This window comes from Actibacterium sp. XHP0104, from assembly GCF_025751515.1.
In the GTDB taxonomy this organism is placed as follows: domain Bacteria; phylum Pseudomonadota; class Alphaproteobacteria; order Rhodobacterales; family Rhodobacteraceae; genus Actibacterium_D.
Genome location: NZ_JAOWLE010000001.1, coordinates 789,063 through 806,895 on the forward strand (window position 1 = coordinate 789,063; position 17,833 = coordinate 806,895).

Sequence of the window (17,833 nt, forward strand, 5' to 3'; positions counted from 1 at the left end):
GATGGCGCCCCCCCTCGGGTCGGTCGCGGCCCTGCGTTGGGTGCGAAACTGACATGGAGGTCATTTCAGCGCCTCCAGTTTTGCGGGATCGAAACCAGCAGCCGGGTGAAGGTCCACGCGATCCTTGCTCATGCGAACTTCGACACCCGCCTCTAGCAACGCAGACTTTAGGGCATCAACCCCCGAAAAATCCTTTGTTTCCATGGCCTGCCGCCGAACTTCAAAGAGTCTATTTCCTAGCAAAATCAAAGTGTCTGCCACATCATGGGTCACCCCCAGATATGACATTTGATAGCCTGAGGCCGCGCCGTTATCAGACGCTATTAACTCGAACTGGTTGAACGTATCGACCAGGTTTCCGGGATAAAATCCCAAGAACTCGAGCGCAGCCACGAGCTCTGGCTCCTGCTCGTTCTTCAGGTATTTGTTGATAAGAGTAAGGGCGAGAGAGGTATTCAGATCGTTGGCAAGCGCCTCTACGAACTCTTTCGGGGGGCTGGCGAGAGGCAGGGACCAAGGTTTTGTTTGGCGATCTCGGCCCAAAAACTCGACGATCTTCCTAAGAGTCTTCTCCGCCTCTTCCCGCTTTTTCTCGGTCCAATCCATCGGCTTGCGGTAATGGGTCGACAGGAACACGAACCGGATCACCTCGCCCGGGATGCCCTGTTCCAGAAGGTCGTGAACGGTAAAGAAATTGCCCAGCGACTTGGACATTTTCTTGCCTTCGACCTGCAACATCTCGTTGTGCAGCCAGACATTCGCAAAGCCGCCCTCGGGGTGCGCGCAGCAGCTTTGGGCGATCTCGTTCTCGTGGTGCGGGAACATCAGGTCGTTGCCGCCGCCGTGAATATCAAAAGACGCGCCCAACAGCGCATAGGACATGGCCGAGCATTCGATATGCCAGCCGGGCCGCCCGCGGCCCCAGGGGCTGTCCCAGCCCGGCAGGTCGTCGCTCGAGGGCTTCCACAGCACGAAATCCATCGGATCTTCTTTATAGGGCGCGACCTCGACGCGGGCGCCGGCGATCATGTCATCGACTGACCGGCCCGACAGCGCGCCATAGTCGGCGTATTCGCGCACCCGAAACAGCACATGACCGTCCTTGGCATAAGCAAAGCCGTCGTTGACCAGCTTGTCGATCATCTCGATCATCTGCGGGATATAGGCGGTGGCGCGGGGCATCTGGTTGGGGTCAAGCGCCCCCAACGCGTGCATGTCATCCAGGAACCACTGGGTGGTCATCTCGGTGATGCGTTTGATCTCGGCATTCACATCACCGCCCGCGCCGACATTTTCCAAGGCGCGCGCGTTGATCTTGTCATCGACGTCGGTGAAGTTGCGCACATAGGTGACGTGGTTTTCGCCATAGACGTGGCGCAGCAGGCGATAGAGCACATCGAACACCACCACCGGCCGCGCGTTGCCCAGATGGGCGCGGTCATAGACCGTGGGGCCGCAGACATACATGCGCACATTGTCGGGGTCGATGGGGGCAAAGACCTCTTTCTTGCGGGTCCGGGTGTTGTGCAGCCTGATCTCGGTCATAACGTATCCTTCGCGCGCCTTCGCGGCGGGCTTTGGCAACTTCACATCTGACTGAAAAGACCGGCCCGCCTGACGATGTCAGCGGATAATGCAGCAGATAATGATGGTGCAAGTGGTCATGACGCCGAAATAGCAGCCCCCGCGCGCGCTGCCAAGCGCAAAGGCGAACGGGCCGGGGTTTCGCCCGGCCCGCCCTTTCGCGAGTGGTGGTGCGTCAGAAGTGGAACGAGGCGCGCGCTGCCACCGACGGGCCGCTGAGGTCTGCGCCCGATCCCGCGAAATTGCTGACCTTGTCGTACAGAACTTCGCCGCCGACCGAGACATTGGTGGTCAGCATGTGCTCGACCCCGGCACCGACGAAATAGCCGGTATCCCAGTCCGAGCCGCCGCCCAGATCGGCCTGCAGGCGCGCGGCGCCGGCGGTGCCGTAGACCAGCGTTTTGCCCAGGTCATAGCCGGCCTTGGCTTTCAGGCGGATGGCGTCGGTCAGCTCGCCGCCGTTCATGTCGATGCTGGCGGCGTCATAGGACAGCTCGCCCCCCAGCACGTAATCGCCGAAATCATAGTTGTAACCGGCGTGTACACCGCCGATGACCCCGTCGCCATCAAGGCCGCCATCGGCCTCGGGCGCGGCAAAGCCCAGCTGGCCACCGACGTAGCCGCCGGTCCAGTCATGGCCTTCGGCATAGACCGGTGCGGGGGCAGCGACGACGGGTTCGTCCAACACGGGGGCAATGTTTCCGGCCAGGGCGGGGCCCGCGGCCACAAGGGTCATCGCGGCAAGGGTGATCATCTTTTTCATTGTTCAAGCTCCATAGCTTTTACTGTTTCACGGCCGCCGTCTGCTCGGGTCGTTTGGCGGTCACGGGGTATGAAAGGTCGGGCGGGGCAATCGGCAAGGCCTCACGAAAACGAGAGCGAAAACCCGGCTAAATGCTGCCGATTAAAGGGTTTTTACCGCAGCGTCACTGGCGGGAAGCCGCCGGTTTCGACGCCTGGGACCGGTCTCTCGCAACTGTGAACGGGGTGGGGCTGGCGCATTTTCCCCTTGCCCCCAGACGCGCAGGCGCGTTGCATCGCGCCATGATACCGACTCTGCGCACCCTGCCCCGTCTTGCCGCCTTGGCCCTGCTGTTGGCCACGCCCGCCCTTGCCCAGCAAGGCGGCTATCCGGCGCGGCCCGTTGAAACGCACCTGTCCGATCTGGCCGATCTTTTGCCGCCCGAGGCCGAGGCGCGGCTGGACGCCACACTGCGCGACCTACGCGCCGAAACCGACATCGAGGTGCTGATCGTCACGATCGAGACCCGCGACACCTATGCGCCGGCCCCCAGCATGGAGGCCTTTGTCACCGACCTGTTCAACGACTGGGGCATTGGCGACGCAACCCGCAACGACGGCATTTTGCTTTATGTGGCGCGCAGCGACCGCGAGATGCGGATCGAGCTGGGCGAAGGCTATGACAGCGGCTGGAACCCGGTGGCGCAAGAGGTGATCAACTCGAACGTGCTGCCCTATTTTCGTGATGACCAATATGCCGATGGAATCGAGGCCGGCACCCGCGCGCTGATCCGCGATATCGTTCGGCCATTTGCCGCGCAGGCTGCGCCACCTGCGCCCAGCTGGGGCGATCGGCTGTCCGAACTGTTTCCGTTTCTGGCGATCGGGGGCGTCTTGCTGATCGGTTTGCGGCGGCGGATCGGGGACTGGTCGGTGCGGCTGCGCCCCTGCCCCAATTGCGGGCAACGCGGGCTGCATCGTCATCGCGATATCCTCAGCAAGGCCACCACGGCAGCCAAGGGTCGCGGACTGCGGATCACCACCTGTGACCGCTGCGATTACCGCGATGAGACCCCGTTCGACATCGGGCGGATCAGCACATCGTCGTCGTCGGGCGGAGGGCGGTCGTCGGGCGGCGGGGCCTCGGGGCGCTGGTGATCAGGCGCTGGCCTTGTCTTCCAGCAGCAGCCACTCTTCCTCGGCCTCGGCCAGTTTATTCTGGCGCTCGACCAAGCCTTCGCTGGCCTTCTTGAATTTGACCGGCTCTTTGGCAAAAAGATCGGGGTCGGACAGGAACTCTTCCAGCTTGGCGATCTCGGCCTCAAGCCGCTCGATGATCGCGGGCAGCTTTTCCAGGCGGTGCTTTTCGGTATAGGTCAGCCCCTCGACCGGGGCCTTGGGCGCGGCCTCGGCGACAGGTTTGGGCGCCGTCTTGGGGGCCGCGGGCTTGTCGTCGGGGGCGGGCTGGCGCTGATCCTGATAGTCGCTCCAGCCGCCGGCATAGACGGTGGCACGGCCGTCGCCCTCCATCGCGATGGTGGTGCTGGCGACGCGGTCCAGGAAATCGCGGTCGTGGCTGACCAGCAGCACGGTGCCGTCGTAATCGCCCAAGAGTTCCTGCAACAGGTCCAGCGTTTCGACATCCAGATCGTTGGTCGGCTCGTCCAGCACCAGAACATTGCTTTCGCGGGCCATGATCTTGGCCAGCAGCAGGCGCGCCTTTTCACCGCCCGACAGTGACCGAACCGGCGCGCGGGCCTGGCGTTCGTCGAACAGGAAATCCTTGAGGTAACCGACCACGTGGCGCGGCTGACCGCGCACCAGCACCTGATCGGCCTTGCCCGACACGCGCATCTCGGGGTCGCCGGTCAGGCTTTCCCAAAGGCTGAGCTCGGGGTCGAGCTGGCTGCGGTTCTGATCAAAGACGGCCATCTCGAGGTTGGTGCCCAGATCGACCGTGCCGGTATCGGGCGCGACCTCACCGGTCAGCATCTTGAGCAGCGTGGTCTTGCCCACGCCGTTGGGGCCAACAAAAGCCACCCGGTCGCCGCGCATGACGCGCAGGTCAAAGGGTTTGAGGATCACCTTGTCGTCGAATGTTTTCGAAATACCGCGCGCCTCGAACACCTTCTTGCCCGACTTCTGGCCGCCCTCCAGCACCATCTCGGCGGCGCCCTGGCGGCGGATCATGTTGGCGCGTTGTTCGCGCAGGCCTTGCAGGGCGCGCACGCGGCCCTGGTTGCGCTTGCGGCGGGCGCTGATGCCTTCGACGGCCCAGCGGGCCTCGGCCTTGATCTTGCGGTTCAGCTTGTGGCGCGCCTCGTCCTCTTCTTCCCAAAGCTTGTCGCGCCATTCCTCGAACGCATCGAACCCGCGTTCCTGGCGGCGCACGACGCCCCGGTCGATCCACAGCGTGGCGCGGGTCAGCGCGCGCAGAAAGGCGCGGTCGTGGCTGATCAGCACAAAGGCGGTGCGGGTTGTGCTGAGCTGTTCTTCGAGCCAGCCGATGGCCTGGATGTCGAGATGGTTGGTGGGCTCGTCCAGCAGCATAAGCTCGGGCGCCTCGGCCAACAGTTTCGCCAGCGCGGCGCGGCGGCGTTCGCCCCCGCTGGCGGTATTCACCGGGGTCTCAGGCCGGAATTTCAGCCCCTCGGCCACCATTTCGACGCGGTAGGCCTCTGACGGGTCCAGCGCATGGGCGGCGAAATCGCCCAGCGTGGCAAAGCCGGTCAGATCGGGGTGTTGATCCATATAGCCCACGCGCACGCCGGCGGGCACGATGCGTTCGCCCCGGTCGGGTTCGACGAGGCCCGCCATGACCTTCATCAGGGTCGATTTGCCCGAGCCGTTGCGCCCCACCAGCGCCACCCGGTCGCCCTGCTGAACCACCAGATCGAGGCCATCAAATACCGGCTCGCCCCCGAAAGTGAGGGAAATGCCGTTCAGTTGCAAAAGAGGTGCGCGTGCCATAGGCGCCAGCTATCGCGCGGCGCGGGCCGGGTCAACGGGTGTCAGCCGGCCACGCCCCGCAGCAGGCGTTTGCGCGCCGGTGGGATGGCCTTGATTTCCAGCCCCGTGAAGACATGCAGCGTGTTCAGGTCGCGGTCGACCACGGCGTGATCGCTGACCCAGCCGCCCATCATCAGATAGGTGCGCAGCAAGGGCGGCATGCCCAGCATGGCGCGCTTGGCGTCGGGTTTGCGCTGGCGCAGCTTTTGGGCGAATTTGAACACGTTCGGCGCCTTGATCCGCGGCAGGAACCGCTTGGGCGCCAGGTGGCGTTCCTTGAGCAGGGCGAAGGCATCCATATAGGCATCGGCCTCGGTGCCCTTGAAGGACGAGCAGCCAAACAGCATCTCGACCCCGGTTTCATCGACATATTGGGTCATCGCGCCCCAGGCGACCCGCAGAATATCGGGGTCGCGGTGATCGGGATGGATGCAGAACCGGCCCATTTCAACCATCGGGCCGGTGAAATCGGCAAGGCCCGACAATTCGTAATATTGCGCCGAGTAGCTTTGACCGATCTCGGCGCCACCGCTTAGCGGCAGCAGGCGAAAACAGCAGACCAGCTCGCCGCTGCGGGCATCCTCGACCAGCATATGCTTGCAGATCTCGTCAAACGGATCGCGATCCAGCGCCGAGCCCGGACCGCGAAAGGTCAGGGTGCGCAATTCCTGCGCAGCAAGAACATCTGCCGGGGTTTCGGCCAGCCGGGTGATATACCGGCCCTTGCGCAATGACAGCATGGCCCCAACACTCCTTGTTGATTGGCGCGTGAACGGTGTCCGCTTAAATATGATCGCGGGACATCTAGCACACAAGATGTGACAGGGATTTGACACAGGAGATCAGACATGACCGACAAGGTGGTGAAAACCGATGCCGAATGGCGTGAGCAACTGTCGCCACTGGCCTATAAAGTCACGCGAAAACACGGAACCGAGCGCGCCTTTACCCATGACGATTTCCCCAAGCAGGCCGGCACATTCCGTTGCGTCTGTTGCGGTGCGCCGCTGTTCGATCAGGGCGCGAAATTCGACAGCGGCAGTGGCTGGCCCAGCTTCTACCAGCCGCTAGACCCCGAAATGGTGGGCGAAACCGAAGATCGCAGCTTTTTCATGCGGCGCACCGAGGTGCATTGCAATCGCTGCGAGGCGCATCTGGGCCATGTCTTTCCCGATGGCCCGGCACCGACCGGGCTGCGCTATTGCGTCAACGGGGTGGCCCTGGCGTTCGAGCCCGAGGATTAATTGCTGCCCAGGGCCTGCGCGGCGTTGAAGTTGCCGGCATTGCCCAGCAGCTGACGGATGAACGACAGTTCTTGCGCGCCGCCTTCGCTGATGCGGCGGTTCAGCGCGATGACATTGCCGTCTTGCAGGCCGAATTCCTCGATATTGGCGACCGTGTCATTGCTGTCAAAGCTGACGGCGATGACGCGGCGCTCGATTTCTTCGGGGGCCAGCGGGCCGCGCGCTCGGGTGGTGCTTTCGACGTAATACCAGGTCTCGTCCCGGGTCAGGCCCGCGGTGGCGGGCTGGCCGATGGCCGACAGAACCGTATCGCGGCTATCGACGCCGACGATCACGTTTTCCAGGTCGGATTGGGTCGGCACATATCCGTGCCGCTGATAGATATCGACACAGGCACCCAAGCTTAGGGCAACCAGGCCCGCCGCTGCCAGTTTCACGATCTGCCCGGCCATTGAACCCCCCGCCTCTTGTAATCAGGTCTTGCGCCTCGTATCGGCTTACAGAAGGAATGGCTTCGGTTCAAGAATGGAACACCAATGAGCACGCTACCAGACAGCCCGGTGCGCCTCGGCACGCTGCGTTCGGCCTCGACGCACGGGTTTGAACTGCGCCCCGATGCCGAGACCTGCGCCCGGATTGCCCAGGACCTGGGCCTGCTGGGGCTGCGCAAACTGCGCTTTGCGGGCCAACTGATTCCCGACGGCAAGACCGACTGGCGCCTCGAGGCGCAGCTGGGCGCGACCGTCACCCAGCCCTGCGTGGTGACGCTGGAGCCCGTCACGACCCGCATCGACGTCACTGTGGCGCGCCTCTATGTGGCGGACCTGCCCGAGATCGCCGACAGCGAGGACGAAGAGGTCGAGATGCCCGAGGATGAAAGCGTCGAGCCCCTGCCCGAGGTGCTGGATCTGCGCGCCGTCATGCAAGAGGAACTGGCGCTGAACCTGCCGCTCTACCCGCGCGCCGATGGTGCCGAACTGGCGCAAAGCACCTATGCCGAGCCGGGCGTCGAGGCCATGAGCGACGACGACGCAAAGCCCTTTGCCGGGCTTGCAGAGCTGCGCAAACGCCTTGAAACCAAGGGTGAAAACGACCCTGATTAGCAATTGCAGAAAAGACTTGCGCCGACACAGAATCCGGGTATTTTCCCGGCCTCGTTTACACGATGGGTTGGACGGCGCGCCCCGGCGGCGATGACGTTGCTCATTCCACAGAAATACAAGGGCTTAGGCCCCCGAACACCGAGGTTGTGACATGGCTGTCCCTCAGAATAAAATCACGCGTTCGCGTCGTAACATGCGCCGTTCGCACGACGCCCTGGTTGCCGGCAACCCCGCCGAATGCCCCAACTGCGGCGAGCTGAAGCGCCCGCATCACGTCTGCGGTGCTTGCGGCCACTATGACGACCGTGAGGTCGTGGCCCAGGCCGAAGAGATCGATCTGGACGAAGACGCGGCGTAAGCCCCCGTTATAACGGGGTTTTTAGCCGTATCATGGAGTCCGATACTCAACAGACGACCACCCTTGCCGCGCGCACCGTTATCTCGGTCGACGCGATGGGGGGGGATCGCGGACCGGCGGCAGTTGTCGCCGGAATCGCAAAATCTGCGACCAAGAACCCCGATATCCGGTTCATCCTGCATGGGCCTGAGGATCAGCTGAAAAAGCTTGTCGCGCGGCGCCGGGTTCTGACCGGGCGCTGCGAGATTCGTCATGCCGAAGACGTGGTCTCGATGCATGACAAACCCAGCCAGGTGATGCGCCACGGCAAGAAGACCTCGATGTGGTCGGCAATCGAATCCGTGCGTTCGGGCGAGGCCGAGGCCTGTGTGTCTTGCGGCAATACCGGCGCGCTGATGGCCGTATCGATGATCCGGCTGCGCAAACTGCCCGGCGTCAACCGCCCCGCCATCGCCTGCCTGTGGCCCTCGCGCAATCCGGGCGGGTTCAACGTGATGCTGGATGTGGGCGCCGATATCCGCGCCGATGAACAGGATCTGCTGCAATATGCGCTGATGGGCGCCTCTTACGCCCGCAACGGCCTGGATCTGCCCCACCCGCGCATCGGCCTGCTGAATGTCGGCACCGAAGAGCACAAGGGCCGCGCCGAGCTGAAGCTGGCGCATGACCTGATCGACCGCGCCGCCGAGACCAACGACTATGCCTTTGTCGGTTTCGTCGAGGGCGGCGACATCCCGTCGAAAAAGGTCGATGTGATCGTGACCGACGGCTTTACCGGCAACGTCGCGCTGAAGACCGCCGAGGGCACGGCCGGGCTGATTTCCGAACTGCTGCGCGCAGCGTTCAAGTTCTCGCCCCTGTCGCGCATAGCGGCGATGCTGGCCTATACGTCGCTGCGGCGGCTCAAGAAACGGATCGACCCGCGCCGGGTCAATGGCGGCGTGTTCCTGGGGCTGAACGGCACCGTGGTCAAATCGCACGGATCCGCCGATTCGACCGGGGTGTCGTCGGCGGTGAAGCTGGCCTTTCAGCTGGCCCAGTCGGGTTTTGCAGAACGACTGGCCGCACGGGTTGCATCGGCCAGCGTGCCGCGCCAAGATGCCCCCCAGAACGACGAAGAAAGCGAAAGCGATAAATGACCATCCGGGCAGTCGTAAAAGGCACGGGGCATTACCTGCCCGAACGCGTGGTTCCCAACAGCCACTTCGAAGAAACTTTGGATACGACCGACGAATGGATCCAGTCGCGCTCTGGTATCCAGCGCCGCCATTTCGCGGCCGAGGGCGAAGGCACGGCCGATCTGGCCGCCCATGCCGCCCGCGCCGCGCTGACCGATGCCGGGCTGCAGCCCAATGACATCGACGCGATCGTCGTTGCAACCTCGACCCCCGACCTGACCTTCCCGTCCTGCGCCACCATGGTGCAAGAGCAGCTGGGCATGACCCGTGGCTTTGCCTATGACGTGCAGGCCGTGTGTGCGGGTTTCGTCTTTGCGCTGACCAATGCCAACGGGCTGATCCTGTCGGGTCAGGCCAAGCGCGTGATGGTGATCGGGGCTGAGACATTTTCGCGGCTGATGGACTGGTCGGATCGCGGCACCTGCGTTCTGTTCGGCGATGGGGCCGGAGCACTGATCCTCGAGGCGGTCGAGGGCGAAGGCACCCCTGCCGATCGCGGTATCCTGGCCACCGACCTCAATTCGGACGGGCGTTATCGCGACATCCTCTATGTCGATGGCGGCACCTCGACCGGCACCACGGGTTTCCTGCGCATGCAGGGCAAAGAGGTATTCCGCCACGCGGTGGAAAAACTGGCCCAGACCGCCAATGCCGCGCTCGACAAGGCCGGGCTTGGCAGTGCCGATGTCGACTGGATCGTGCCCCACCAGGCCAACCTGCGCATCATCAAGGGCACGGCCCAAAAGATGCAGTTGCCGCTCGATCGGGTGATCATCACCGTCCAGGATCATGGCAACACTTCTGCCGCATCGATTCCCTTGGCTCTGTCGGTCGGCAAGGCCCAGGGCGACATCAAAGAGGGCGATCTGGTCGTGACCGAGGCCATTGGCGGCGGTCTGGCCTGGGGTGCGGTGGTTCTGCGCTGGTAAAATGCCGCCTAAGCAGCTGCTTGCAAGTCGTTGATATTGACTCGGATTTCAAACCTCCTCAAGTTAGGGGGAGGTTTGACACGAGGGGGACGACATGGCCGGCAAGACTTTGACCCGTATGGATCTCAGCGAAGCAGTGTTTCGCGAGGTGGGCCTGTCGCGCAATGAATGCGCGGCCATGGTGGAAAGCGTGCTGCAACACATGTCCGACGCTCTGGTCGAGGGCGAGTCGGTCAAGATTTCGTCGTTCGGCACATTCTCGGTGCGCGAAAAGGCCGCCCGCGTCGGCCGCAACCCCAAGACCGGCGAAGAGGTTCCGATCCATCCGCGCCGTGTGCTGACATTCCGGCCCTCGCACCTGATGAAAGACCGCGTCGCCGCCGGCAACAAGTAACAAGGTTCCGCTCTCATGGAGAAAAAGTCGCCTGACGCCCTTCGCACCATCAGCGAGGTGTCCGAGTGGCTTGAAACCCCGGCGCATGTGCTGCGTTTCTGGGAAAGCCGTTTCACTCAGGTCAAGCCGGTCAAACGCGCCGGCGGGCGGCGGTATTACCGCCCCAATGACATGCTGTTGCTGGGCGGCCTGAAAAAGCTGCTGCACGAGGATGGCATGACCATTCGCGGGGCGCAAAAGATCCTGCGCGACAAGGGCGTCAAACACGTCGCCGGCATGTCGCAGCCCCTGGGCCACGAGCAGGATCACGACCATGACAGCTTTGTCTTTCATCACGTATCCGACCCGGTGCCCGAAGCGCCGATGGCCGAGAATGTGGAAAGCCCCGAGCCCGAGGAAAAGGTCGTTCAGCTAAAGCCGCGCCAGCGCGTGACCGAGGCCGAGCCAGAGCTGCCCTTTGCGCCCGAGGCCACCGAAGAGCCGGCGAGCGTCGACCCGGCCCCGATCGAAGCACCTGCTGCCGCCAATGACGGCCCGCGCGCGCCCTTGGGGGCGGATCTGCCCGCAAATGACCCCGAAGATGATGATTTTGCGTTGGAAATGCCGCTGGTTGCCCGGCTGTCGTCGCGCGATGCCCGCGCCGCCCTGCGCGCCACGCCGCGCCCGGCCCTGCGCGCCATGGCCGAGCGTCTGGATGCGCTGCGCAGCCGGATGGGTGATGACGAATAATCCGTTTCAAAAAGCCGGAATTGCGTCTTGCCCCCGGATCGAAACCGGGTATAAAGCGCCTCAGTTCGGGCTATGGCGCAGCCTGGTAGCGCGTCCGTCTGGGGGACGGAAGGTCGCAGGTTCGAGTCCTGCTAGCCCGACCAAATTCTTCAAAACCGCCCGCGCCGGCAACGGTGTCGGGCGGTTTGACGTTCAGGGGGAGCCGCATGAGCGAGTTTGACAGCACCGTGGGCGTTCTGCCCGCCCAGACGATCGAGAACATGATCGAGGCCGGTGCCATCGCCGCCACCCCCGCCATCCTGCCCGCGCAAGTGCAGCCCGCCTCGCTTGATCTGCGGCTGGGCGATGTCGCCTACCGGGTGCGCGCCTCGTTCCTGGCCGGTGCCGGGCGCAGTGTCGAAGACCGCCTGGCCGAGTTCGAGATGCACCGCATCGACCTGACCAATGACGCGGTTCTTGAAAAGGGCTGTGTCTATGTCGTCCCGCTGATGGAGCGACTTGCCCTGCCCGATGACGTGAACGCGGTGGCGAATGCCAAAAGCTCGACCGGGCGGCTGGATCTGCTGACCCGCACCATCACCGACGAAGGGGTCGAGTTCGACCGAATCCCCCAGGGCTATACTGGCCCGCTTTATGCCGAGATCTGCCCGCGGTCGTTTTCCGTGAAGGTGCGCCCCGGCATGCGGCTGAACCAGATCCGGTTCCGCCGCGGTCAGGCGATGCTGAACGATGCCGAGCTGAGCGCGCTGAACGACGAGACGCCGTTGGTCACGGGCGGCCCGGCGGTGATCTCCGAGGGCTTGGGCTTTTCGGTCGATCTCAAACCCGAAAGCGGCGATCTGGTCGGCTATCGCGCCAAGCCGCATACCGGCGTAATCGATCTTGATCTGATCAACCATTACGACCCCGCCGATTACTGGGAACCGATCCACACCACCGAGGGCCGGATCATCTTGGACCCGGGCGCGTTCTATATCCTTGTCTCGCGCGAGGCCGTGTGCATCCCGCCCGATTACGCCGCCGAAATGGCGCCCTATCTGGCGATGGTGGGCGAGTTTCGCGTGCATTACGCCGGGTTCTTTGATCCCGGTTTCGGCCATGCCGAGGCCGGCGGCGCGGGCGCGCGCGGGGTGCTAGAGGTGCGCTGTCACGAGGCGCCCTTTGTGTTGGAACACGGGCAGGTCGTGGGCCGTCTGGTCTATGAGAAAATGTCGGATCGCCCGATCCAGCTGTATGGCACGGGTATTGCGTCGAACTATCAGGGCCAGGGCCTGAAGCTGAGCAAGCATTTCAAATCGTGATTTGATTTCCGCGACTTAGATCGAAAAGCTGGTGCCGCAGCCACAGCTGGAACTGGCATTCGGATTGTCGATGACAAAGCGCGCGCCGATCAGCTCTTCGGTAAAGTCGATGACCGCATTCGCCAGAAACGGCAGCGACACCGCGTCGACCACCACCTTTTCGCCCGCGCCTTCCAGCACCAGGTCATCCTCGGCCACGTCATCCAGCGTGATCTCATACTGAAAGCCCGAACAGCCCCCGCCCTCGACCGCGACGCGCAGGGCCTTGCCCTGTTCGGCGGCACCGATCTCGGACAGGCGTGCAAAGGCGCGCTCGGTCACTTTCGGAGGGAAGGTCAGGTCCATGCTGTAATTCCAGTATGTTATCCGTTACGCGGCCAATATAAGGTTGATGCAACGAGGCGACAAGCGAAGGCGGTACACAATGCTGGCACCCTATGCCTGCGATCCGGCACAATCACGCGGGCGGCTTTACGATGAACCCGAGGCCGAGTTCCGATCGTGTTTTCAGCGGGATCGAGACCGTATCATCCATGCCTCGTCGTTTCGGCGGCTGAAACACAAGACCCAAGTGTTCATCGAGCACGAGGGCGACTATTTCCGCACTCGCCTGACCCACACGATCGAGGTCGGTCAGGTCGCGCGCACCATCGCCGGCGTTCTGGGGCTGAACCTGGAACTGACCGAGGCCGTGGCGCTGGCGCATGATCTGGGTCACACGCCCTTTGGCCATACCGGCGAGGATGCCCTGGCCGAGCTGATGGCCCCTTACGGCGGCTTTGACCACAACGCGCAGGCCATTCGCATCGTCACCCGGCTGGAACGGCATTACGCCGATTTCGACGGGCTGAACCTGACCTGGGAAACGCTGGAAGGCATCGCCAAGCATAACGGCCCCGTCACCGGCGCCCTGCCCTATGCGCTGGCCGAATATAACGCCGTTCACGATCTGGAACTGCACACCCATGCCAGCGCCGAGGCGCAGGTTGCGGCCATTTCAGACGATATCGCCTATAGCAACCATGACCTGCATGACGGGCTGCGGGCCGAGCTATTTTCGACCGACGAGCTGGCCAAGCTGCCGCTCTTGGACAGCTGTTTCGCCACGGTCGACCAGATCTATCCGGGGCTGAACTATTACCGCCGCCGCCACGAGGCGCTGCGCCGGTTCTTTGGGGTTCTGGTCTCTGACGTGCTGAATGTCGCGCAAACGCGTCTGGCCGAGCTTGACCCGAAAACACCCGATGACGTGCGCCATGCCGGCCGCACGCTGGTGCAGTTCTCGCCCGAGATCTGGGAACAGCTCAAGGTGATCCGCAAATTCCTGTTCACCCGCATGTATCGCGCGCCCAGCGTGGTCGAGATGCGCAAGGTGGTGACGGCGATGGTGCATGACCTGTTCCCGCTGTTCCTGACCAACCCCGAGCTATTGCCCAAGCAATGGCGCAAGGATGTGGCCGAGGCCGCCGACGAGACCGAACTTGCCAGAATCGTCTCGGACTATATTTCAGGAATGACCGACCGGTTTGCCATGCAAGAGCACGCGCGGCTGATCGGCGGAGAGTGAAGGAACCAGTATGGCCGTTGAAACCGCATCCGGGGCGTTAAGCCCGATCATGGCCTTTGCCCTGGTGGGCTGTCTGGGGGTGGGGTCGCAATGGCTGGCCTGGCGGCTGAGGATGCCGGCGATCGTGCTGATGCTGGTGGCCGGTCTTGCGATCGGGCCGGGCCTGGGCTTTTTCGACCCCGCGCGCGATATCGGGCCGTTGATGGGGCCGATGATATCTATCGCGGTGGCGATCATCCTGTTCGAGGGCGGTCTGACGCTGAACCTGCATTCGCTGGCCGATGCGGCGGTCGGCGTGCGGCGGCTGGTATTCATCGGCGCGCCGCTGGGCTGGCTCAGTTCAACGTTGGCGCTGCATTACGTGGCGGGGCTGAACTGGGAAACCTCTGCCGTGTTTGGCGGCATCATGATCGTAACCGGCCCCACGGTGATCGCGCCGCTGCTGCGGCAGGCCCGGCTGAAACGCCGCCCCGCCGCGCTGTTGCAATGGGAGGCCATCGTCAACGACCCGGTTGGCGCGCTGGCGGCAGTGCTGGCCTTTGAATATGTCGTGGTGCGCCAGACGGCGCTGACCCCGGGCGAGGCGATGATCGAGCTGATGCTGGGCATCGGCTTTGCCGCAGTTCTGGGGTTGGCGGCGGGCTGGGGCCTGTCGGCGGCCTTCCGGCGCGAGCTGGTGCCCGAATACATGAAGGTGCCTGCCCTGTTCGCCGTGCTGCTGGGTGTGTTCGCCCTATCGGACACGGTGTTGCATGAAAGCGGGTTGCTGGCGGTCACGATCATGGGTCTCTTTATCGCCAATGCCGAGCTGCCCTCTTACACCGAGCTGCGGCGGTTCAAGGAACATGCGACAGTGCTGCTGGTGTCGGGCGTGTTCATCCTGCTGGCCGCCTCGATGAAGATGGAGACCCTGCGCGCGCTGGATTGGCGGGCGCTGGCCTTTGTGGCGGCGGTGATCCTGGTGGCGCGGCCGCTGACGGTACTGGTCTCGCTGCTGTTTTCGCCCATCCCCTGGGCCGAGCGCCTGCTGGTTGCCTTTACCGGCCCGCGCGGCGTGGTGCTGGTTGCGGTGGCGGGGCTGTTCGGGGAACGCCTTGCCGCGCTGGGCATCGAGGATGGCGCCCGCGTCGGCGCGCTGGCCTTTGCGCTGGTGGCGGCGACGGTTGTGCTGCACGGCTTCACGCTGACGCCCTTGGCGCGGCTGATGGGGCTGACGGGGGGCGAGGTCACGGGCGTGATGCTGCTGGGCGGATCGCGCTGGAGCATCGGCTTTGCCCAGGCGCTGACCAAGGCCAAGGTGCCGGTTCTGATCATTGATCCCAACCGCTCGCATCTGCGTGCCCCGCGCGAGGCCGGGCTGCCTACCTTCTATGGCGACATCCTGTCGGTCAGCGCCGAGAGCAATATCGAATTGTCGCGGTATGGCATCCTTGTCGCCGCCAGCGACAACGACGCCTATAACACGCTGGTCACGACCGACCTGGCGCCGGAACTGGGGCGCGAGAATGTCTATCAGCTGCGCCGTCCGGGTCAGGATATTTCCCGCCACGCCCTGCCCCCCACGCTGGGCGGCAAGAAGATCGGCGCGAACCAGACCCATCGCGAGCTCGAAGGCCTGATGCGGCAGGGCTGGGAATTCCGCACGCCGACGCTGACCGAGGAATTCACCCTGGAAAACTGGCGCGCGAAAAACCCCGAGGGCGTGCTGCTTGCGCGCCTTACACCGGCGGGCGATCTGCGCCTTTTGGCCGAGGGCGACGAGCTGCGTGCGGCCCCTGAAACAATCCTGTTTGCCATGGTCCCGCCCGCCCCGGCGAAACCCGACAGTTGACCCCGGCTGTGCCCGTGGTAAACCGCGCGACAGCGAATTGAAGGGCCCGTGATGAACCTCTTTACCGAACTCCGCGCGCTGGTGATCGACAGCCTGAACGAAATGGTGGCCGAGGGCGCCCTGCCCGACGGGCTGGATTTTGCCAATGTCGCCGTCGAGCCGCCCCGCGATGCCGCCCATGGCGACATGGCGACCAACGCGGCCATGGTTCTGGCCAAGCCAGCCCAGATGAAGCCCCGCGACATCGCCGACGCGCTGGCGGCCCGGCTGGTGGCGGATGCTCGCGTCGAGGTGGCCGAGGTCGCAGGCCCCGGCTTTTTGAACCTGCGCCTGGCGCCCGGTATCTGGCAGGGCGTGGTCAAAACGGTTCTGACCAGCGGCACCGAATTCGGCCGCTCGACCATGGGCGCGGGTCAGCGGGTGAACGTGGAATACGTGTCGGCCAACCCGACCGGCCCCCTGCATGTGGGCCATACCCGTGGCGCGGTGTTTGGCGACGCGCTGGCCAGCCTCTTGGCCTATTCCGGCCATGACGTGACGCGCGAATATTACATCAACGACGGCGGCGCGCAGGTCGATGTGCTGGCGCGCTCGGTCTACAACCGCTATCTCGAGGCCCACGACCTGACCGTCGACTGGCCCGAGGGCACCTATCCGGGCGATTACCTGATCGAGGTCGGCGAGGCGCTGAAGGCCAAGGTCGGCGATATCTATCTCGACAAGGGCGAAGATGTCTGGCTGGCCGAGGTGCGCGAGTTCGCCACCCAGGCGATGATGGAACTGATCCGCGCCGATCTGGCCGCTTTGGGCGTCAAGATGGACCATTTCTTTAGCGAAAAGTCGCTTTACGGCACCGGGCTGATCGAAGCGGCAATTGCCGAGTTGGATGCCAAGGGCCTGATCTATCGCGGCACGCTCGAGCCTCCCAAGGGCAAGCTGCCCGAGGATTGGGAACCGCGCGAACAGACCCTGTTCCGCTCGACCGATCATGGCGATGACGTGGACCGCCCGATCAAGAAATCGGACGGGTCATGGACCTATTTCGCCCCCGATATCGCCTATCACTATGACAAGGTGAAACGCGGCTATGACGCGCTGATCGACGTGTTCGGCGCCGACCATGGCGGCTATGTGAAACGCATGAAGGCGGCCGTGTCGGCCCTGTCGGACGGTACCGTGCCGCTGGACATCAAGCTGACCCAGCTGGTCAAGCTGTGGAAGAACGGCGAGCCCTTCAAGATGTCAAAGCGTGCGGGCAATTTCGTCACCCTGCGCGATGTGGTCGACCAGGTCGGCCCCGATGTCACCCGTTTCGTGATGCTGACGCGCAAGAATGACGCGCCGCTGGATTTCGATTTCGACAAGGTTCTGGAACAGTCGAAAGACAACCCGGTCTTTTACGTGCAATACGCCCATGCGCGGGTGTGTTCGGTGCTGCGCAAGGCGGCCGAGGCGGGGATCGCCGCGGATGACGCCACGCTGGCCGCCGCCGATCTGGGCAAGCTCTCGCACGAGGCCGAGCTGGCCGTTGCGAAAAAGCTGGCCGAATGGCCGCGCCTGGTCGAGATCGCCGCCCGCACCCACGAGCCGCACCGTGTTGCGTTTTACCTCTATGAACTGGCGGGCGATCTGCACGGTCTGTGGAATCGCGGCAATGACGATCACAGCCTGCGTTTCCTGCAGGATGGCGATGCGGCCACGTCGCAGGCGAAAATCGCCCTTGCGCGGGCCGTGGCCGTTGTTATTTCCGCCGGTCTTGGTATTCTTGGCGTGACCCCGGCCGAAGAAATGCGCTGAGCAACAGGCGCAGATCGTCCGGGAAGGCAGGCAAGAGACAATCCGCAGCGCGCCATCCCGCGGGCTGT

Annotated in this window: 18 protein-coding genes and 1 tRNA gene; 13 read left to right on the forward strand and 6 right to left on the reverse strand. The window is 63.7% G+C overall.

The window, feature by feature from the left end; translation table 11 throughout:
• Positions 1-60: 60 nt before the first annotated feature.
• Positions 61-1,545, reverse strand: a complete 1,485-nt coding sequence (gene cysS / locus OE856_RS04050; RefSeq protein WP_263714758.1) for a cysteine--tRNA ligase — start codon at positions 1,543-1,545, stop codon at positions 61-63.
• Between the two features lie 214 nt (positions 1,546-1,759).
• On the reverse strand, positions 1,760-2,347 hold the full coding sequence (locus tag OE856_RS04055; RefSeq protein WP_263714759.1) for an outer membrane protein: 588 nt from the start codon (positions 2,345-2,347) through the stop codon (positions 1,760-1,762).
• Positions 2,348-2,628: 281 nt separating this feature from the next.
• On the opposite strand from OE856_RS04055, the gene OE856_RS04060 reads away from it, so the two are divergent.
• Positions 2,629-3,483, forward strand: coding sequence for a TPM domain-containing protein (locus OE856_RS04060; RefSeq protein ID WP_263714760.1), 855 nt, complete (start codon positions 2,629-2,631; stop codon positions 3,481-3,483).
• On the opposite strand, the gene OE856_RS04065 is transcribed toward OE856_RS04060, so the two are convergent.
• Positions 3,484-5,295, reverse strand: a complete 1,812-nt coding sequence (locus OE856_RS04065) for an ABC-F family ATP-binding cassette domain-containing protein (protein WP_263714761.1) — start codon at positions 5,293-5,295, stop codon at positions 3,484-3,486.
• Positions 5,296-5,336: 41 nt separating this feature from the next.
• On the reverse strand, positions 5,337-6,074 hold the full coding sequence (locus tag OE856_RS04070) for a GNAT family N-acetyltransferase (RefSeq protein ID WP_263714762.1): 738 nt from the start codon (positions 6,072-6,074) through the stop codon (positions 5,337-5,339).
• 108 nt (positions 6,075-6,182) lie between these two features.
• Between OE856_RS04070 and msrB the strand changes: the two genes are divergently transcribed.
• Positions 6,183-6,578: a peptide-methionine (R)-S-oxide reductase MsrB gene (gene msrB, locus OE856_RS04075; RefSeq protein ID WP_263714763.1), complete on the forward strand. Its 396-nt coding sequence runs from the start codon at positions 6,183-6,185 to the stop codon at positions 6,576-6,578.
• Here msrB and OE856_RS04080 read toward each other — a convergent pair.
• The gene (locus OE856_RS04080; protein WP_263714764.1) at positions 6,575-7,030 is read right to left on the reverse strand and encodes an outer membrane protein assembly factor BamE; all 456 of its coding nucleotides are present in this window, start codon (positions 7,028-7,030) and stop codon (positions 6,575-6,577) included. The genes msrB and OE856_RS04080 overlap by 4 nt on opposite strands.
• A gap of 84 nt (positions 7,031-7,114) precedes the next feature.
• Between OE856_RS04080 and OE856_RS04085 the strand changes: the two genes are divergently transcribed.
• The 8 genes from OE856_RS04085 (at position 7,115) to OE856_RS04120 (ending at position 12,570) form a co-directional block, all read left to right on the forward strand.
• On the forward strand, positions 7,115-7,681 hold the full coding sequence (locus OE856_RS04085) for a YceD family protein (protein WP_263714765.1): 567 nt from the start codon (positions 7,115-7,117) through the stop codon (positions 7,679-7,681).
• Positions 7,682-7,832: 151 nt separating this feature from the next.
• Positions 7,833-8,039, forward strand: coding sequence for a 50S ribosomal protein L32 (gene rpmF, locus OE856_RS04090; protein ID WP_263714766.1), 207 nt, complete (start codon positions 7,833-7,835; stop codon positions 8,037-8,039).
• 32 nt (positions 8,040-8,071) lie between these two features.
• Positions 8,072-9,178, forward strand: coding sequence for a phosphate acyltransferase PlsX (gene plsX / locus OE856_RS04095; protein ID WP_263714767.1), 1,107 nt, complete (start codon positions 8,072-8,074; stop codon positions 9,176-9,178).
• Positions 9,175-10,146 (forward strand): beta-ketoacyl-ACP synthase III, encoded by a 972-nt coding sequence (locus OE856_RS04100; RefSeq protein WP_263714768.1) that lies wholly within the window; start codon positions 9,175-9,177, stop codon positions 10,144-10,146. Before plsX ends, OE856_RS04100 begins: the two co-directional genes overlap by 4 nt.
• Before the next feature lie 94 nt (positions 10,147-10,240).
• A complete protein-coding gene (gene ihfA / locus OE856_RS04105) occupies positions 10,241-10,540 on the forward strand; it encodes an integration host factor subunit alpha (protein WP_263714769.1) in 300 nt (99 codons plus the stop codon).
• A gap of 15 nt (positions 10,541-10,555) precedes the next feature.
• Complete coding sequence (locus OE856_RS04110; protein ID WP_263714770.1) at positions 10,556-11,269, forward strand: MerR family transcriptional regulator; 714 nt, start codon at positions 10,556-10,558, stop codon at positions 11,267-11,269.
• A gap of 66 nt (positions 11,270-11,335) precedes the next feature.
• A tRNA-Pro gene (locus OE856_RS04115) sits at positions 11,336-11,412 on the forward strand.
• 63 nt (positions 11,413-11,475) lie between these two features.
• Entirely contained in the window at positions 11,476-12,570 is a 1,095-nt protein-coding gene (locus OE856_RS04120) for a 2'-deoxycytidine 5'-triphosphate deaminase (protein WP_263714771.1), read from the forward strand.
• A 15-nt stretch (positions 12,571-12,585) separates the two neighbouring features.
• Here OE856_RS04120 and OE856_RS04125 read toward each other — a convergent pair whose 3' ends face one another.
• Positions 12,586-12,909, reverse strand: coding sequence for a HesB/IscA family protein (locus OE856_RS04125; RefSeq protein ID WP_263714842.1), 324 nt, complete (start codon positions 12,907-12,909; stop codon positions 12,586-12,588).
• 85 nt (positions 12,910-12,994) lie between these two features.
• Here OE856_RS04125 and OE856_RS04130 point away from each other — a divergent pair, with 85 nt between their 5' ends.
• From OE856_RS04130 to argS, 3 genes are read left to right on the forward strand one after another with little or no spacing between them, the layout of a single operon-like run.
• The gene (locus tag OE856_RS04130) at positions 12,995-14,137 is read left to right on the forward strand and encodes a deoxyguanosinetriphosphate triphosphohydrolase (protein WP_263714772.1); all 1,143 of its coding nucleotides are present in this window, start codon (positions 12,995-12,997) and stop codon (positions 14,135-14,137) included.
• A gap of 10 nt (positions 14,138-14,147) precedes the next feature.
• A complete protein-coding gene (locus OE856_RS04135; RefSeq protein WP_263714773.1) occupies positions 14,148-15,968 on the forward strand; it encodes a cation:proton antiporter in 1,821 nt (606 codons plus the stop codon).
• 51 nt (positions 15,969-16,019) lie between these two features.
• Entirely contained in the window at positions 16,020-17,765 is a 1,746-nt protein-coding gene (gene argS / locus OE856_RS04140) for an arginine--tRNA ligase (protein WP_263714774.1), read from the forward strand.
• The last annotated feature ends 68 nt before the right edge of the window (positions 17,766-17,833 follow it).

What these genes read in the sequence shown, in the direction of transcription:
- cysS (WP_263714758.1), bottom strand. Translation starts at nt 1,545, where the DNA reads ATGACCGAGATCAGGCTGCACAACACCCGGACCCGCAAGAAAGAGGTC.
- OE856_RS04055 (WP_263714759.1), bottom strand. Translation starts at nt 2,347, where the DNA reads ATGAAAAAGATGATCACCCTTGCCGCGATGACCCTTGTGGCCGCGGGC.
- OE856_RS04060 (WP_263714760.1), top strand. Translation starts at nt 2,629, where the DNA reads ATGATACCGACTCTGCGCACCCTGCCCCGTCTTGCCGCCTTGGCCCTG.
- OE856_RS04065 (WP_263714761.1), bottom strand. Translation starts at nt 5,295, where the DNA reads ATGGCACGCGCACCTCTTTTGCAACTGAACGGCATTTCCCTCACTTTC.
- OE856_RS04070 (WP_263714762.1), bottom strand. Translation starts at nt 6,074, where the DNA reads ATGCTGTCATTGCGCAAGGGCCGGTATATCACCCGGCTGGCCGAAACC.
- msrB (WP_263714763.1), top strand. Translation starts at nt 6,183, where the DNA reads ATGACCGACAAGGTGGTGAAAACCGATGCCGAATGGCGTGAGCAACTG.
- OE856_RS04080 (WP_263714764.1), bottom strand. Translation starts at nt 7,030, where the DNA reads ATGGCCGGGCAGATCGTGAAACTGGCAGCGGCGGGCCTGGTTGCCCTA.
- OE856_RS04085 (WP_263714765.1), top strand. Translation starts at nt 7,115, where the DNA reads ATGAGCACGCTACCAGACAGCCCGGTGCGCCTCGGCACGCTGCGTTCG.
- rpmF (WP_263714766.1), top strand. Translation starts at nt 7,833, where the DNA reads ATGGCTGTCCCTCAGAATAAAATCACGCGTTCGCGTCGTAACATGCGC.
- plsX (WP_263714767.1), top strand. Translation starts at nt 8,072, where the DNA reads ATGGAGTCCGATACTCAACAGACGACCACCCTTGCCGCGCGCACCGTT.
- OE856_RS04100 (WP_263714768.1), top strand. Translation starts at nt 9,175, where the DNA reads ATGACCATCCGGGCAGTCGTAAAAGGCACGGGGCATTACCTGCCCGAA.
- ihfA (WP_263714769.1), top strand. Translation starts at nt 10,241, where the DNA reads ATGGCCGGCAAGACTTTGACCCGTATGGATCTCAGCGAAGCAGTGTTT.
- OE856_RS04110 (WP_263714770.1), top strand. Translation starts at nt 10,556, where the DNA reads ATGGAGAAAAAGTCGCCTGACGCCCTTCGCACCATCAGCGAGGTGTCC.
- OE856_RS04120 (WP_263714771.1), top strand. Translation starts at nt 11,476, where the DNA reads ATGAGCGAGTTTGACAGCACCGTGGGCGTTCTGCCCGCCCAGACGATC.
- OE856_RS04130 (WP_263714772.1), top strand. Translation starts at nt 12,995, where the DNA reads ATGCTGGCACCCTATGCCTGCGATCCGGCACAATCACGCGGGCGGCTT.
- OE856_RS04135 (WP_263714773.1), top strand. Translation starts at nt 14,148, where the DNA reads ATGGCCGTTGAAACCGCATCCGGGGCGTTAAGCCCGATCATGGCCTTT.
- argS (WP_263714774.1), top strand. Translation starts at nt 16,020, where the DNA reads ATGAACCTCTTTACCGAACTCCGCGCGCTGGTGATCGACAGCCTGAAC.